Source organism: Methylobacterium sp. CM6257, assembly GCF_054611515.1.
In genome coordinates this window covers 7,060,718-7,076,946 of the sequence record NZ_CM137735.1, presented here as the reverse complement: position 1 = coordinate 7,076,946, position 16,229 = coordinate 7,060,718, and the positions used below count along the sequence as shown (strand labels likewise).

The 16,229-nt window shown below is 62.6% G+C and carries 13 protein-coding genes; 8 read left to right on the top strand and 5 right to left on the bottom strand.

The window, feature by feature from the left end:
* Nucleotides 1-11: 11 nt before the first annotated feature.
* The 4 genes from ACYCO6_RS34620 to ACYCO6_RS34605 form a co-directional block, all read right to left on the bottom strand.
* Nucleotides 12-215, bottom strand: coding sequence for a heavy-metal-associated domain-containing protein (locus tag ACYCO6_RS34620; RefSeq protein WP_459767936.1), 204 nt, complete (start codon nt 213-215; stop codon nt 12-14).
* A 188-nt stretch (nt 216-403) separates the two neighbouring features.
* Entirely contained in the window at nt 404-1,081 is a 678-nt protein-coding gene (locus ACYCO6_RS34615; protein WP_459767934.1) for a dienelactone hydrolase family protein, read from the bottom strand.
* 123 nt (nt 1,082-1,204) lie between these two features.
* On the bottom strand, nt 1,205-2,257 hold the full coding sequence (locus ACYCO6_RS34610; RefSeq protein ID WP_459767932.1) for an SDR family oxidoreductase: 1,053 nt from the start codon (nt 2,255-2,257) through the stop codon (nt 1,205-1,207).
* Between the two features lie 381 nt (nt 2,258-2,638).
* The gene (locus ACYCO6_RS34605) at nt 2,639-3,478 is read right to left on the bottom strand and encodes a class I SAM-dependent methyltransferase (protein WP_459767930.1); all 840 of its coding nucleotides are present in this window, start codon (nt 3,476-3,478) and stop codon (nt 2,639-2,641) included.
* Nucleotides 3,479-3,702: 224 nt separating this feature from the next.
* Between ACYCO6_RS34605 and ACYCO6_RS34600 the strand changes: the two genes are divergently transcribed.
* The 8 genes from ACYCO6_RS34600 (at nt 3,703) to ACYCO6_RS34565 (ending at nt 13,906) form a co-directional block, all read left to right on the top strand.
* On the top strand, nt 3,703-4,677 hold the full coding sequence (locus ACYCO6_RS34600) for an AraC family transcriptional regulator (protein WP_459773863.1): 975 nt from the start codon (nt 3,703-3,705) through the stop codon (nt 4,675-4,677).
* Between the two features lie 466 nt (nt 4,678-5,143).
* A complete protein-coding gene (locus ACYCO6_RS34595) occupies nt 5,144-5,764 on the top strand; it encodes a class I SAM-dependent methyltransferase (protein WP_459767928.1) in 621 nt (206 codons plus the stop codon).
* Between the two features lie 1,012 nt (nt 5,765-6,776).
* Nucleotides 6,777-7,094 (top strand): acyl carrier protein, encoded by a 318-nt coding sequence (locus ACYCO6_RS34590; protein ID WP_459767926.1) that lies wholly within the window; start codon nt 6,777-6,779, stop codon nt 7,092-7,094.
* 80 nt (nt 7,095-7,174) lie between these two features.
* Nucleotides 7,175-9,031, top strand: coding sequence for an alpha/beta fold hydrolase (locus tag ACYCO6_RS34585; RefSeq protein ID WP_459767924.1), 1,857 nt, complete (start codon nt 7,175-7,177; stop codon nt 9,029-9,031).
* Between the two features lie 26 nt (nt 9,032-9,057).
* A complete protein-coding gene (locus ACYCO6_RS34580) occupies nt 9,058-10,308 on the top strand; it encodes a type III PLP-dependent enzyme domain-containing protein (RefSeq protein ID WP_459767922.1) in 1,251 nt (416 codons plus the stop codon).
* Nucleotides 10,309-10,315: 7 nt separating this feature from the next.
* A complete protein-coding gene (locus ACYCO6_RS34575) occupies nt 10,316-11,839 on the top strand; it encodes a class I adenylate-forming enzyme family protein (protein WP_459767920.1) in 1,524 nt (507 codons plus the stop codon).
* Nucleotides 11,840-11,876: 37 nt separating this feature from the next.
* Complete coding sequence (locus tag ACYCO6_RS34570; protein WP_459767917.1) at nt 11,877-13,040, top strand: acyl-CoA dehydrogenase family protein; 1,164 nt, start codon at nt 11,877-11,879, stop codon at nt 13,038-13,040.
* Between the two features lie 206 nt (nt 13,041-13,246).
* Nucleotides 13,247-13,906: a GNAT family N-acetyltransferase gene (locus ACYCO6_RS34565; protein WP_459767915.1), complete on the top strand. Its 660-nt coding sequence runs from the start codon at nt 13,247-13,249 to the stop codon at nt 13,904-13,906.
* A gap of 105 nt (nt 13,907-14,011) precedes the next feature.
* Here the strand turns inward: ACYCO6_RS34565 and ACYCO6_RS34560 are convergent, their stop codons facing one another.
* Entirely contained in the window at nt 14,012-15,736 is a 1,725-nt protein-coding gene (locus ACYCO6_RS34560; protein WP_459767913.1) for an alpha/beta hydrolase family protein, read from the bottom strand.
* Nucleotides 15,737-16,229: the final 493 nt, after the last annotated feature.

Below are 16,229 nucleotides of genomic sequence, written 5' to 3'. Positions count from 1 at the left end.
TGCCCGACAGGTCATGGAACGGCGCGCACCGGGTAGCCGGCGTCGCCGATGGCTCGGGCAATCCGCTCGGACGGCCCCACAGCGCCGGACACGGTGACGAGCTTGGCCCCGAGGTCGACCTCGACGCTGGCATTCGGCTCGATGGCCCGGACGGCCCGGGTCACGGACTTGGCGCAGCCGCCGCACCCCATCTTGTCGACCTTGAAGCGATGCATGACGCACTCCCTTTGGCTGGCGTCCCGACCAGATGGGGCTTCCCACCGTTGGAAGGTCAAGGGCCGATGGGCGGTGAGCCAGCGTGGTTGCCTCAGCGATACGATCCTGATCGGGTGCGGCGGCAGGCGGCGGGTTTGAACAAGGGGCACCGTCCCGAAGTCCGCCTCATCCTGGGTGGGCTACGCGCTCACGCCGCCGAGTGTGGGAGGTGCCGCTTGAGGAAGCGCGTCACGCGCGCGGCTGCATCGAGTTGCGCAGATCCCGTGAGCCCGTGGCCCTGGCCCTCGTAGATCCTGATCTCGTGCGCCGTGCCCTGCTCGAGGAGGAGTCGCTCCAAGGCCCGTGCCTGCGAGACCGGCACGATGGGATCTGCGCCGCCGTGCAGGATCAGTGTCGGGGGCAGGCGCGGGCGCACTCGCGCGAGCTCGTCCGGCAGGGGGCCAAAATAGTCGATGATCGCGCGCACCCGCGGCTCGGTCGCGGCTGCCGCGAAGGCCAGCGCTGCGCCCAGGGAGATCCCGACGATGCCGAGCCTCTGCGCGTCGGTGCCCGGCCGGTTCGCGAGCCAAGCGACGGCATCGCGCACCGTTTCCGTCCAGACTGGAAAGTCCTGCCGCAGGCGTGCGTAGGCAACGCGCTGATCGCCGGTCCGATCGAGGTAGTGCACGAAAGCCACGTGGTAGCCCGAAGCGGCCAGTGTGCGAGCGGCCAGCCGGTAGCCATCGGCAGAGGTCAGGCCGTCCGCACCGTGCAGCAGCAGGAGGGCAGGCCCGATGGCGCCTTCCTCCATCTTCCCGGCAGAGCCGCCGAAGGCTGCAAACCATTCCACGCCGATCCGCCGCCCGCCACTCGTGAAGTTCTGCATGTTGGGATCTTGGGTCCAGATCTCGGCCGAGCGCCGGTGAAGAGGGAGGGCATCGCCTCCTCGCGCATTGGCCGTGGTCGCGATGGGCCGGTCGAGGGAGATCTCCGTCCCCTGCCGGCGGCCCTAGCGCGGCAGCACCCTCGCCTCTTGCAGGCGTCGAATGGCGGCCACCAAGGCTTCGACGCTGTCGACGCTCTCTCCGAACCCAGCGCGCCGGATCTTGCCCATGTCGGAGACGAGGTCGAAGTCGCTGTGGAACACGAAGTCGCCGAAGCCCCATCCGACCGCCCTCTCGTAGGGCATGTCGCTCAAGCCCTGCTCGAAGACCAGTCGCTTCCATACCGCCCCCTTGTCCGCCATGTGGGTGGCCAGGCGCATCGGAACCGGTGGCCCCAGCGGCAGATCGAGCGCTGCGGCAAGCTTCTCCCAGACACGCCGCCACCGGAAAGGCTCGTGCACGTAGTTGAAGGCCTCGCCGCGCGCGGCGTCGGACGTCGCGGCCCAGAGGCTCGCCCGGCCGAGGGCGCGGGAGTCTGTCACCTGGGCAAACACCCCCTCGTAGACGTGCGCCGGCCCCGGAAAGCGGAACGCCGCCCCTTCCGCCCGGCACAGGGCCGCGTAGGCGCCGATCACCATGGCGATGTTCATGGCGTTACCGGCTGCGTCGCCGACCACCACATCCGGACGCAGGATCGACCAAGCCGCACCCCCGCGATCCGCGCGCGCCCGCAACTCGTCCTCCTGCGTGAAGTAGAAGTTCGGCCCGATGTGGCGCGGGTTCTCATCCTCGTAGAACGGGGCTGGAACCGGCCCGAGATGGACACCGTAGACCTTCGCGCCCTGATACAGCACCACGCGCTCCAGCGGCGCGCCGACGGCCTCAAGCCCGTCGAGGAGGTTGCGCAGCATCGCGCCGTTCACCCGGTCCTCTTCGGCGAGGCTCGGCTGCGGCGCGAGAGCGGCGTAAAACAGATGCGTGGTGTCGCGAGCCTGGACGAGCGCGGCTCGAGTCGCTTCAGGATCCGTCAGATCCGTCGCGATGGCCTCGCCCGATCCGTGCGGCCGACGCGAGAGGGCCCGCGCGTGCCAACCTCCCGCGGCCGCGAGTTCCTGCATCAACCCCTTGCCGATGATGCCGCTTGCGCCCGCGACCAGGGCTGTTCGGAACTCTGCCATCTTCGCTCGTAGGGTGCTTTGGGAATGAAGGGCCTTGCCGCGCCCCTCTGGTCCAGGTGGGACCCGGGGCTGGCGTGCGGTCAACCCACCGGAGCGCGGTCTGTTCGGGTGCCGGCATCGCCCGGCGCCTCACCGCGGAAAGCGCGGACCGGGGCAGACATCCTGCGGGCCGGCTTCGTGCACCGCAAAGGGCAGCCCCATGATCGGGAGCGGATACGGGTCTGGGCTGCAGATGGCCGGCTTCCACGACGTCCCCCTCGGCACGACCTGAAGGTCGAAGACGATTCAGAAATTGCTGATCTCTGGACCGAAGCGCGTTTCGCCGTCGGGCGGTCCTGCGGTGGCCGACTGAACCGGCCACCGCTGTGATCCGCGCGGCGCTCACTGCCGCGTGACGATGACCTCCAGATAGGCGCTGGGTACGACGACCGATGCATCACCCGATCGGTTGAAGCGCCCGACGAGTTCGACGATGTCTTGCGCCAGTGCTTCCTGGCTTGTGGCGTCGAGTGCCTCGAAGGTCTTGAGCATGGGACCGTAATAGGTGCGGAAAACATCCAAGAAGTGCTGCGCTGAGCGATAGCGGAACACAAAATGGCGGGACTGCGCGATCAGCGTAGACGCTTGGGCTCCGAAAGCTTTCTCGATCCACTCTCGGGTGCCCCACAATGCCGGAGATTTGAGGCCGGCGGGCGGCGGACGATAGCTGCCGATGATCTTAAACATTTCGCCGATGAAGCCGTCAGGCGTCCAATTCGCGAGCCCGATGCGCCCTCCCGACCGGCACACCCGCAACATTTCGTTGGCCGTACGGCTCTGGTCGGGACTGAACATGGCACCGAAGGTGGACGCGACCGCATCGAACGCCTCATCGGCGAACGGGAGTTCCTCGGCGTCGGCCTTCTGAAATTTCACCGCGAGGCCCTCGGCTTCGGCTCGCAGCCGTCCATGGTCCAAGAGGCCTTCAACGTAGTCCGTCGATGTCACGTCGCACCAGCGCCGAGCGGCAGCCAGCGTAAAGTTGCCGTTGCCGGCAGCGATATCGAGCACCGCCTGACCAGCCCGCAGATCCATCGCCTCTGCGAGTTGCTCGCCGACGATCTGAAGCGTTGTGCCGACGACGGCGTAATCTCCCGACGACCAAGCCAGTTGCTGCTTGATCTTGATCCCGTTCAGATCCGGGACGCTCGCGGGGGGGCGGCAGTCGATGACGACAGTCATGTTACCTCCGACGTCGATGAGTAGCGACTTGCCGCGAACACGACAGGGCTCCATGTCGCGGCGCACTATCCACTACTGCCGCTGAAGAGCGGATCGAATGACTGCGCTACCGGAGTTCTTGCTCAGGCGTCCAAAGCGATTAAGGTCTGCCGGAAGTCCGATTCGAGGCGTCGTTTCCGAGCGGCGGCCATCTCGGGTTGCGAGGCGGTGAGAGGCTGATGGCCATGACGGCCGACGTCCTTTCGGAGGTCCTATCGGCAGTTCGGTTGACCAGCTCGGTCTTCTTTGACGTTGCAGCAGCGGCCCCCTGGGTCGCGGAGGCCCCCCCGTCTGCACAGATCGCAGATGCTATCTATCCCGGGGCCCAGCACGCGATCGAGTATCATGTGCTTGCTCGCGGATCCTGTTGGATATCCATTGTCGATGGTGCGCCGTTTTCGCCAGTTCGGCTGCATGAAGGTGACATCGCCATTCTTCCGCACGGCGAGCCGCACGTCGTCTCCAGCACACCGGGCCTGCGCGCCGAGCCGAATTTGGATGTCCACCGCCGGCCGAACGATGACAGCCATCTGCCCTTCAGGCTGAAGACCGGACCCGACGGTGGGAGCGATGCGCACCTGATCTGTGGCTTCTTCACCTGCGACGTACGGCCGTTCAATCCTCTGTTCCAGGCCCTGCCGCGGTTCATGCGTCTGGGGCGCGAGACATCCCCGGCGACCAACGGCCTACTGAGCCAATTTCTCCTTCTGGTTTCGGAAGAAGCCAGAGACCGGCGCGCGGGCGCGCAAAGCGTCCTCAACAAGCTGTCCGAGCTTATGCTGGTTGAGGCGGTCCGAACCTACATGGATTCGCTCGATCCAGAGGCGGCCAGTTGGTTGTCTGCGCTCCGCGATCCCCTGGTCGGGCGTGCCCTCTCCCTGTTGCACGCTGAACCGGCCCGGTCCTGGAGACTCGACGAGCTTGCTGCGGGATGCGGCGCGTCGCGTTCGGCGCTCGCTGACAGGTTCACGCGCATGACGGGCTACCCGCCCATCCAGTATCTCACCCGCTGGCGGATGCAGCTTGCCGCCAAGCACCTGACTGAGCGGGATGCCAAAGTCGCCGCTGTGGCTCAAGAAGTCGGCTATGAGTCCGAGGCCGCGTTCAGTCGCGCGTTCAAGAAGTTTTCCGGCCTGTCACCGAGCGACTGGCGATCCTGATCGTGCGCCCGACGGAGGCTTTCCCCCGGGTAACAAATCGAGAGCGGACTGGACGGGACGACTGGTTCTGTCCCGGACCGGAAGTTCAAGGAGCGCCTCCATCGGTGCGGTCTCAAGGTCGACGAACGGCGTGTGGCACCAGCGCCCGATGCTCCAGCGGGCATGTCCTCGGACTCGCGGGGCGTCCAACCTTGGCCTGCTGAGGGATCGTCCTCTCTTGGTCTCGGCTGCCGTGGCCCGAGCTTGCTGAGCAGCAGCCCACACGGCCAAAGCCTCTTGGAACGCCCGGCAGCGTCCATGCTCCAGCTCCGATACAGTGCACGTTCGCGGACTGCGGGAGTGTGCTCGGCGGTTTTGCTGGACGGACCACCGCCATCGGACGGTGATCTGTGATATGCGTCCGTGACAAAGCCTCTGTTTGCGCTGATACGACCGTCACGCGCAGCCGCGACCGCAGGAGGAGCAGATGGGCTTCTACGAGCGGCACATCGGTCCCCGTTTCGTGCGTTGTGTCTGCGCAATGGCTAACATTGCCGCCGAGCGCGAGAAGATCGTGCCGCGTGCAACGGGCACGGTGCTCGAGATCGGCTTCGGCCCCGGCCTGAACCTGCCCTTCTATAATCCTGCCCGGGTCTCGCGCGTGATCGGCGTCGATCCGAACGAGCCGTTCCTGAAGCTCGGCGCGGCGCAACGACGAGCGGCCAAGATTCCCGTCGAAATTCGGTGTGTGCCGGCGGAGAGCCTGCCGCTGGAGGACGCCTCCGTCGACACGGCAGTGATCACCTACACGCTCTGTTCCGTGCAGGATCCTATGAGGTGCCTGTCGGAAGTGCGCCGCGTTCTCCGTCCTGGCGGCCAAGCGCTGTTCCTGGAGCACGGGCTGTCAAACGACGCGAAGGTCGCTCGCTGGCAGCATCGGCTGAACCCGCTCTGGCGGCCGCTGGCGGTCGGCTGCAATCTGAACCGTCCGGTCGCCGCCGCCTTCCGAGCAGGAGGCTATTCGCTTGCCGAACTGGAGGAGTACTATCTGCCTCGTACGCCTAAGCCGGTGGGCTTTCTGAGCCGTGGTGTCGCACGCGCCGTCTAGAGGATAACCGAGCAAGCCGAAGCGCGCGTTCAACCCGGCCCAGGTCAAGTGACGCGAGGGCGCGGCCCCACAGGAGATCGTGCGTAACGTCTGCCACGCAGCGATGGGTATCAGCGGGGTGACCACGACCACCACCCACGTTGCGAGCGCGACGGAGGGAACCGGAGCGGCAGCCAGTCAGGTCCCGGGGGCGACCTCCGAGGTGTTACGCCAGTGCGAGCAGCTCGCAGCGGAGATGAGCCGCTTCCCCGCACCATTCGCCGGGCTGAGGTTGCTATGGCCGAGATCCACATCCGGCCCGCTCCCCCTTTCCGGTGCAGCCCCCTTCCACACGGACTTGATCGGCTGCGGCTCACAGGACCACTTGAGGCCAGCAGTCCGCATGTCACTTGTCCGACGGTGCGCCACTTGCGGACCTTTGCGTTCAACGTGCTCGGGTTCAGCCAGCGCGTTCCGCCTTCTCGTGCGGCTGCGGAACGCGCGGCCGGCGCGAGCGGCTCGGGCCGCCACGTCTCGCCAAGGCACAACAACGCAGCCTCGACCTCGTCGAGCCGGGAAGCCCCTGCCTCCGCCATACCTTCAGACGGAATTCATTGCCCGATCATCCGGAGTGCAGGACATTCGCCACCCAATCGAGGCCACGCTCGACCATGAAGTTGCGTCGCGCCATACTCTAGATGATCAGCCCCCACCGCATGGAGGCTGATCAGGTAACGCCCCCAGATCGGCACATTCGATGGCCATTGCGGAGGGATCTGCCCCGATCTGCTCTGCGGTCCGTACGCGGGTATCCCCCCTGGTTTCCGGTTCGAGGCCGCGACATCAAATCGCCCAACAATCACCGATAGCAGTATAACCACATCCGCCATTTTCATCTGTCTGTCGGGCACAGGGGGTCATCCATGCTTGCGCCATCATAAATAAATCACTATTCACTGCTGATATGATGGATGCAAATGGCTAGGTACATTTTACGGGCGTCCGAACCTCTTTAGTGGTCCGGCATGCTGAGGTGATCAAATATCAGAGCGGTCCGGTCGGCGCTGAAACTGCATGGTTCCGGTTCGCATCATGGAAGGTGGGCTTGCGGATAATGACTGAGGCAGAGGTTATACGGTTCCTGAAGGAGGATCTGGCGGTGCGTGAGCCGAGTATAAATCGGTCTACATCATTATTCGCCAGCGGTATCATTGATAGCTTCTCCCTCATCGCCCTTATGTCGGAAATTGAAAACAGGTCCAACATAATGATTTTGCCGGAAGAAATAAATCTTGATAATTTTGACTCCGTCGAGCGCATCATATCGTATATCAGCAGCAAAACGAAATAGATAATATTCCGATGGCTGCGTCGAGTTACTCCCGGGACGTAAGCCATCTTTGAAGCTGGGTGACTGCCCTGAGTGGAAAGATGCTGGAAGATGTTCCCGACGAATCCGAAATTCTGCCTCGTCAGCAATCGGAATTTGACGCAATTTATTTCGGCGGCCATTATGGGACCATTCACCGGCCCAAAAATTTACCCGAATCCGGCCTGACGGTTGTTGTCGTCCCGCCGATCGGCAGAGAGGCAACCTGCGTCTACCGGCCGTTCTTCGAATGGGCGGAAACACTGGCCGCACGCGGTATCCGGGTCTTGCGGTACGATCCTCTCGGAGAGGGAGACTCGCTGGGGGTCGCACCCGATACCGAGCAATGGACCTGTTGGCTCAACGGACTGGAACAGGCGGCCGCGGTCGCTCGCCGCGAGACAGGGGCACGATCCCTGGTCCTCGCAGGTATGCGGATCGGCGCATCGCTCGCTCTCGCAGCCGACGCGTCCGTGAGGCCCGATGCACTGATCCTGTTCGCCCCGATCATGGATGGAAGAAGTTGGTTGCGGGAGCTGAGGCTTTCCGCCGAGCTACAAGGTCAGCCAGTCCAATCGGACGGGATATGCATCGACGGCGTGAGGCTCAGCGCGTCCACGGTGCACAGGCTGTCGAGCCTCGACCTTACGGGGCTTCAACCGACGGGTCGCAACGTGTTCCTGGCCGGCACATACAGTAGAAAGCAGCTGTCCGGCTTTTGCGAAAGCACGATCCGGTCAATGCCGTTCGATGGATACAGCAAGCTCTTCAGAGACCCGCATCTGAACGAGAATCCGCATATTGTCCTCGGCGCCGCGACGTCATGGCTGGAGGACCTTGGTCGCACGAGTCCCTCCGCTGCGGCTGACACGAAGTCTGCTGCCGCCCCCGAGAGGCCCCCCGCCACGCGCCTGCTCCAGGCCGAGTGGAGCGAGGAGCCGGTCACCTTTGGCGCGGGCCTGCGCGGCGTGCTGACCCGTCCGCGACACCCGAGCGGTTCGCAAGCGGTGATCTTCGGCAACACCGGTGGCGATCCGCGGGCCTCGTGCGGAGGATTTACGACGCTCGCCTGCCGCGCCCTGGCGAGCCGCGGGATAGCGGCCCTGCGCTTCGACTTCCGCAGCCTCGGCGAGAGCGGGCCGGTCGGGAGCGCGCGGATCCACGTGTACGAAGCCTGCCATGTGGAGGAGTACCGCGCTGCAGCGGGCCTGCTCGCGCAGTACGATCTCACGGACATCACCCTGGTCGGGGTCTGTACGGGCGGCTACCACGCGCTGCGCGCCGTGCTCGCCGTGGACGAGTTCCGCCACGCGATTGCGATCAACTCCTGGCTGGTCTGGCGTCCCGGTACGCCCCTCGGCTTTCGCGCCGTTCGGATGAGAGACGTCCTGCACTCCAAGAAGTGGGGGGATCGGATCAGACGCCTGGCTCGAGGAGAATTCGATCTTTCGGCAAAGCTGTCCGGCATTCTATATCGACTCAAGCAGATACAGAAGATCTACTTCGAGGACGCTGTGTGCCGAGCCGTGCGGCTGGATCTCGAGCGGGCGTCGAAGCGCGGGAAGACGTTTGACCTTCTGATCTGGGATCAAGACCAGGTGGCGGATGATCTAAAAGCCGATTTCGGCCGAAATTTCCGTCGGCTCGCCCATATCAAAGGTTTGAATATCGGCCTAATCCCAAATATTGACCACTCAATGCGCTCTGATGAGAGCAAGAGAGGCGTACTGACTGAACTCGTTAAGGTCTTGCGCATCCGAGATGTTCAGGGCGAGCGAACGAACGCTGACGAGGCAACCGACCGCGTGAGCAAGACCGGTGGAACGGCAGGACACGCCGCGGATTCGAAACGCGTCCAATCGCCTGTGATTTCCGTCCGAGAGTCCCCCGCCCCGGTTTGGAACGCGGGTGAAACATAGTCCTTTTGATCGAGAAATGTGGATCCATGCTCGACATGTACGATGACCTGCTCGCGACCGCGGCGGAATTCGGAACTCCAGTCTACGTGTACGACATGGATGCGATCGTCTCGCGAATTGGCGAGCTCCGATCGTTATTTCAGGGGCAGTTCGGAATCAGCTACGCCATAAAGGCCAATCCGAACTTGGAATTGTTGCGCCGCATGGCGTCTCACGTCCAGACCTTCGATGCATCCTCCTATCAAGAGGTCGTCCGCGCCCGCTCCATCGGATGCGCCGCCAGTCGGATCACGTTCTCAGGGCCGGCTAAGCGAAAATTTGAATTGGCCGGCGCGGTGGCCGATCGGATCGGGGAGATCGTGCTGGAATCGGTCGCCGAGGCCGACGCGGTCAACGAGATTGCGGCCGGCAAGAATGTAATACAGCGCGTGTTGATCCGTATCAATCCCACCAATGGACCCAAAAAATACGGCGTGAGCTTTTCTGGCCGCGCATCGCAATTCGGCATCGACGAGGAGGTCCTTGGCGAAGCGATAAGGCACGTGGCCGACCTGCCGCACCTCGAGCTCGCGGGGTTTCACGCCTACACGGGTACGAATAGTCTGGACATTGAAGCGCTGGAGGACAATTTCTCGATCTGCATCGATCTGTTCCGGCGTGCGGCCGAGGCGACAGAGCAACCGATGCGCAAGCTGATTTTCGGTGCGGGCTTCGGCGTCCCGTACGGCGAAAACGACGCGCCCTTGAACCTTCCTGCATTGGCAGCGGGGATCGTGCCGAAGGTCAGCGCTTTGCGGGAGGAGGCACGTTTCAGGGGCGTCGAATGCCTGCTGGAACTCGGTCGCTGGATCGTCGCTCCAGCGGGATGGCTGCTGACGTCGGTGGTCAGCGAGAAGCTAAGCCGCGGCACCGAATTTCGATTGTGCGACGCCGGCTTCAACAACCATCTTGCAGCCTGCGGAATGATGGGAACTGTGATCCGGCGAAACTGGCGGATCAAGAATGTGTCGAATGCAGGTGGTGAGAAGCAAAAATACACGCTCGTGGGGCCGCTCTGCACCAGCATTGATGTCCTCGCGTCGGGAATCCACCTACCCGAGACCCGGGTCGGGGACATCCTCGCCGTCGAAAATTCGGGTGCATACGGCCTCACTGCCAGTCCGACACGCTTCATCAGTCATCCTGAACCAGCTGAGGTGATGATCTCCGGCGGCCAAGCGATTGAAGTCTCGGAAGATCCGGGGAGCAGACCTCGCCCGCTCCGCGCCCCGGAGTGAAACCATCATGGAGCGGACTCTCTGGCAGGTCTTCGAGGATGTTGCGCGGCAGCGTCCCGATGTCGTTGCAATCGCCCAGGGGGAGCAGCGCGTCACGTTCGCCGAGCTTCGCGATCATGCCGTGCAGATCGCGTACGAGCTGATCCGTCATGGCGTCGCACCGGGTGACCGTTGCCTGATTTGGGCGCCGAACTCTCCCGCGCTCGCCGCGTCCCTCCTCGCGAGCTGGCTTGTCGGCGCGATCGTGGCCCTTGTGAATGACGAGGCGCCGATAAACCACCTCGTGCACGCCGAAACGGTGACAGAACCGATTCTGGCGCTTGTCAGTCAAGAGACCACCGACGCGGCCGCCACGGCCTTGAAGTGCCGCATCCTCCTGCCCCCGCAGCCCCGCGGCCGCCCCGTCGACCCTCTCACCGCGCGAGGGGCGACCGCGCGCGATCCGGCCTCAATCTTCTTCACGTCCGGGTCGACCGGCGCCCCGAAAGGCGTCGTGCAGTCGCATGGAAACCTCCTGGCTGGGTGCCGGATGGTCGCAGGACATCTCGGACTAGGACTGCAGGATCGGATCCTATGCCCGATACCGTGGTCGTTCGACTATGGCTACGGTCAGCTGCTGTCCACGGTGCTGCTCGGAATCCCGCAGGTCCTGCCGGCAGCGCGCAACCCCTTCTCGCTCTGCGAGGCGATCGAGATGCATCGCCCGACGGTGTTCGCTGGGCTTCCATCGATCTTCGCACTGCTTCTGCGCGGAATATCGCCGATACGTGTCACCGACCTGAGTTCGCTTCGCCTCGTAACGAACACCGGAGGGAGCATCCCCAGAGTCGTGTTCGAGGAGATGCTAAAATTATTTGAGCACTGCGACATCTCGCTGAACTATGGAATGACGGAGACTTACCGCAGTGCGGGCCTTCCGGTCTCGCTCGCGATCGAGCGCCCTGAATCCGTGGGATTCGCCTATCCCGGCGTCTCTCTCTCCATCATGCGCGACGATGGCACTGAGGCGGAGGCTGGCGAGGTAGGCGAGATCGTCCACCGCGGCGTCGGCGTCTTCCTCGGCTACTGGCGGGCGCCGGAGGCGACGCTGAAGACCCGACGCCCGGATCCGTTGAGGCCGGCGGGCACCAACGAAGCCGAACCGGTCGTCTTCACCGGCGATCTCGGCTGGAAAGACACTGACGGGTTCCTGATGATCAAGGGCCGACGCGATCGGCTCATCAAATCGATGGGCGTCCGTATCAGTCCGGATGAAGTCGAGGGGCTTATTCGGTCGTCGGGACTCGTTCGTGACGTGGCCGTGGTTGGCATTCCCCACGTCATCATCGGCCAGATGGTCGCGGCCGCAGTCGTCCCTACGTCGGATAATCCCGAGGCGTTGGAACAATTGAAGCTGTACGTGCGGCAGAACATGTCTGCATTTATGCAGCCGCGGCTCTTCCAGGCCGTCTCGTCCATGCCCCTCACACCTAACGGAAAGACGAACTACAGTGCAGTGAGCGAGTTGCTGGCGAAACGCCACGGTTCGTGAGGGTCGGAAGGGCGGTATTCTGCTGCAAGAGGACGTGATGATCTCATCAGAAACGCGTAACCCTGTCGAACTGGCACGAACGCTGGGCGTGCGCGTCGGCGTTGAACGGGGTCGATGTGATGAGAAGACCTACGTAGACGCGCTCCTAGCGCAGCTTCGACGGGACCGGTTGATCTGGGCGCCGGCCAGCACAGAAATCGGTGGCTTAGGCCTATCCGTCCGTGACTGCGCGCGCGTCAATTTCCACGTGGGGCGGCTCTCGGGATCTGCCGGCTTGATCTACGCGATGCACCTGTCACAGGCCCTGACGCTGATCCGCCATGGCAAGAAAAATTCTCATTTCTCGCGTCTTCTTACAGCGATGGTCGAGGACCAGAGTCTTGTCGCCAGCGGAACGTCGGAAATCGGCGTCGGCGGCGACATCTTCAGCTCGATTTGTACGATCGAGTGCGAAGGAGAAGATGATCTCAGGCTGTTCAAGCGGAGCCCGAATATTTCTTACCTTGATCAGGCCGGAGCCGTGCTCATCACGGCAATGCGCCGGATGGACGACTCAAAGGACGAACAAGTCCTGATCGCCTTACCGACGGAATCGATAGAGTTCTCTCCCGGATCTCAGGCCGGATTTGCCGGGATGAAAGGTATCGTGAATCGTCCATATGATATGCTGGCGCATTTTGGGAGCGATGCCATCTTCGAAGAGGCCTATCCCAAGATCGCCCGCGCGACAATGACGCCGGCGTGCCATATTTTCTGGGCGGCGCTCTGGAGCGGAATTGCCGCTCGCTTGCTGGATATTGCCCGACTTGCTGTTTTCAAGAAGATTTCGGGTGACGTACCGGGGAGCGAAGCCATGCGGCATGACTTCAGCCGGCTCGTCGATCAGCACCATACAATGAACGCCCTGATCCGCGACGCCGTTGCGGATTTCGACGCCGCTCAAGAGCCGTGCTCCGGGAGCGGACTTAACCTCAAGTATAGCGCTCGCATCAAACGCCTGAAGGTCGTCTGCTCGGAGCTTCTCTCGCAAATCGCCAACGGAGCGATGGGACTGGTCGGCATAAGCGGCTATGCCGAAGCTGGTCCTTTAAGCTTGTCAGAGCCGATACGCGACGCCATGAGCGCGCGCGTTATGATTTCGAATTACCGCCTGACGGCGGCGAATGTCGGTGTGGAGCGCTACATCGATGAGGAGCTGTGACACTCCTCGCAGCGCGCGTGGCCAGCTCGGATCGATGACCGGCTTCGGCGAACAAACTTGGCTTCGGCGGGGACGCGGCCTGTTCCGCTTCGCGCGCCTCACAAGCCGGATCCGTCTCTACTCTACGGCCGCTGGGCCCGCTCCTCGCGAGCGCGCACGGCGTCGCGGGCTGTTGGGGCCCTATTCGCGATAGGAGGACACTGCGCGTGCAAGGACTTATCGTCCGACCCGCTTGTGACGGCGACATCGGCTTTCTGGCCGACGTCATGCATGCGGCTACGGTGCCTGGACCCGGCCGAGGCCTGTTCGACTCGGTGCTCGAGGGAACGGGGACCGATCCCGTAGACTTCAACAAAGCCCTGCTCGCTTCCGCCGCCAGCAATTGGGGTCAATTGGATTCGTTCCTCGTACTACAGGATCACGAGCGGGGGCCTATCGGGGCGGTGGGAGGCTTCACCTCGGATCGCGCTGATCTACGCCCCCTGACACCGGAAGGTTTGAGGGCAGTGGCGGCCTATCTGGGCTGGTCGAATGATACCGCTTCAAAATTCTGGAGGCGGTATGTGGGTGTCTTTGGTCTGTTTGGGAATGCGCCGCAACTGGCTCAGCCGGGAGAATATGTGCTGGAATATGCGGCGCTCCGCGCCGATGCACGGGGGCGTGGTCTCTACCGCCATCTCCTTTCCGCTCACTCTGAGCGCGCTCAGCAATGCGGATACCGAACGCTCGGACACGCAGCCATGATCGGCAATGATGCGGTCCTGAAGGCACTTTTGAAGTTCGGCTTCCACGAGCACAGCCGATTCGACGCCGCCTATTATCGCGGCCATTTCCCTGGCCTGATTCGGCTTGTCTATACGCTGTGATTTCGGGTTGTAATCTATGCAGTTTGTCCGGCCATTTCCGTGCGCCGCCTCTGATCGGGCTCCCCTGGAAGCGGCTCACCCTATCGACGGGACGCAGTCTCAATATCAAAAATTCCTCTGATCGATCTTTTGGCGCGGACAGACAGCGCTGCCGCGAGCGCTCCTGCCTTTATCTGATGCTTCTTCGGCTCCCAGCATCATGAACAGCTCAGAAAGGACAATCTGCTTGCTCTGAGGCGTACGGATCGGGTGGTCAATATTGGAGATGAGTCTTATATTGACCCCATTTATTGTCGACAATCTTTGAAATTTTGTCCCGAAATCGGCCCGCATATCATCCGCAACCTGATCCTGGTCCCACACCAGAAGATCAAACGTCTTGCCGCGCTTCGATGCTCGTTCGAGATCCAGGCGCACGGAACGGCTCGCGGCGTCTTCAAAAAAACTTCTCCATACCCGCTTAGTTCGGACTAATATTTCGGATGCTCTCGACCTGAAATCAATTTCGCCTTGAAGCAGGCGTTTGATGCGCCTCGCCCACCTGTCCGCCCACCTTGGAGTGTGGAGGATGCCCCTCCTCCGAACGGCGCGAAAGCCGAGGGGCGTACCGGGACGCCAGACCAGCCAGGAGTTGATCGCAATCGCGTGGCGGAACTCGTCCACGGCGAGCACGGCGCGCAGCGCGTGGTAGCCGCCCGTACAGACCCCGACCAGGGTGATGTCCGTGAGATCGTACTGCGCGAGCAGGCCCGCTGCAGCGCGGTACTCCTCCACATGGCAGGCTTCGTACACGTGGATCCGCGCGCTCCCGACCGGCCCGCTCTCGCCGAGGCTGCGGAAGTCGAAGCGCAGGGCCGCTATCCCGCGGCTCGCCAGGGCGCGGCAGGCGAGCGTCGTAAATCCTCCGCACGAGGCCCGCGGATCGCCACCGGTGTTGCCGAAGATCACCGCTTGCGAACCGCTCGGGTGTCGCGGACGGGTCAGCACGCCGCGCAGGCCCGCGCCAAAGGTGACCGGCTCCTCGCTCCACTCGGCCTGGAGCAGGCGGACGTCCGACGTTCTAGCGGCCGCGGCGGCGGGCGGGGTCGCGCTGGCAAGCTCCCTCAGCCACGTCGTCGCGGCCCGAAAGACGCCGTGCGGCGTTTCATTGAGATGCGGGTCGCTGAAAAACTTCCTGTACCCGTCGAAGGGGATTGCTTGCAGAGCGCCGCCTCGGAGGCCAGACACCTGCTCTTCGCTGTAGGATCCGACCAGGAGAGTATTACGGCTCGTGGCTCGAAGCTTCGATAGCTCCAGCCTTGAGAGGCGCCTCACGGTCGATGGATTAAGCGTGACCCCGTCAATGCATATGCCGTCGCCTCGCACCAGTTGGCCCTGCAGCGCGGCCGACAGTCTCAGCTCATTCAGCCAGGATTGACCCTCCATGATCGGCGCGAACAGGATCGAGCCATCTGGCTTCACGATCTTGTCCGCCGCGAGAGCCAGCGACGCGCCGATCCGCATTCCCGCGAGCACTAGCGATCGTGCCCCCGTCTCGTGTCTCGCGATTTCTGCGGCTTGTCTCAGCCCATCGACCCAACAGGACCATTGTTCGACATCGGGTGCTGTACCGATCGAGTCCCCCTCGCCAAGAGGATCGTAGCGCAGTACCTGAAGTCCATACGCGGCCAGGGCTTCTGCCCATTCGAAGAGCGCCCTACAGGCGCAGCTCGCTTCTCGGCCGATAGGCGGGACAATGACGACCGCGAGCCCGGATCTGGGCTTGGCCTTGGGTCGGTGGATAGTTCCGTAGTGACCGCCGAAATAAACAGACGTGATCTCTGTTTTCAAGCCAATCGAATCTCCGCATTTTATCCATTCTCTTACTGACATACAGCGCCTCAGAACATTCGACCGCCTGAGTCATATGGAAAACTTACTCGATTTCTTATTTATCACTTATAGCAGAAACCAGACCGATTTAATGAATCGATATCCAATAATTGTTCACGATTCAACCTCGCATTGATGGGTTCGGATCGGGATAATTATGATGATCTACCAGGACTGCGCACAGGTAAGTCCCGGAGGGATCTGCCGGCGCGCTACGACCCTGCCGGGTCTGTATCGAACCGGTTCTATCGGCGGCTTTGACGCTTCAGCGGCAGGTCACCATGAGGCCCGCACCGGATACACGGGGTCTTGCGAGCGAAAGTCAGTACAGCCTTTTCTTAAATTGAGAAATTGATACCTGAAATCACGACAACTGTTACGGACAGGCACCCCAACTGAATGTTATACGTCGAACCCCGCTGCAGATACTTCGGGCAGAATCCGGAAGCAT

Bases quoted from the DNA above. Each gene is read 5' to 3' on its own strand.
- ACYCO6_RS34620 (WP_459767936.1), bottom strand. From the start codon at position 215: ATGCATCGCTTCAAGGTCGACAAGATGGGGTGCGGCGGCTGCGCCAAG.
- ACYCO6_RS34615 (WP_459767934.1), bottom strand. From the start codon at position 1,081: ATGCAGAACTTCACGAGTGGCGGGCGGCGGATCGGCGTGGAATGGTTT.
- ACYCO6_RS34610 (WP_459767932.1), bottom strand. From the start codon at position 2,257: ATGGCAGAGTTCCGAACAGCCCTGGTCGCGGGCGCAAGCGGCATCATC.
- ACYCO6_RS34605 (WP_459767930.1), bottom strand. From the start codon at position 3,478: ATGACTGTCGTCATCGACTGCCGCCCCCCCGCGAGCGTCCCGGATCTG.
- ACYCO6_RS34600 (WP_459773863.1), top strand. From the start codon at position 3,703: ATGACGGCCGACGTCCTTTCGGAGGTCCTATCGGCAGTTCGGTTGACC.
- ACYCO6_RS34595 (WP_459767928.1), top strand. From the start codon at position 5,144: ATGGGCTTCTACGAGCGGCACATCGGTCCCCGTTTCGTGCGTTGTGTC.
- ACYCO6_RS34585 (WP_459767924.1), top strand. From the start codon at position 7,175: ATGCTGGAAGATGTTCCCGACGAATCCGAAATTCTGCCTCGTCAGCAA.
- ACYCO6_RS34580 (WP_459767922.1), top strand. From the start codon at position 9,058: ATGCTCGACATGTACGATGACCTGCTCGCGACCGCGGCGGAATTCGGA.
- ACYCO6_RS34575 (WP_459767920.1), top strand. From the start codon at position 10,316: ATGGAGCGGACTCTCTGGCAGGTCTTCGAGGATGTTGCGCGGCAGCGT.
- ACYCO6_RS34570 (WP_459767917.1), top strand. From the start codon at position 11,877: ATGATCTCATCAGAAACGCGTAACCCTGTCGAACTGGCACGAACGCTG.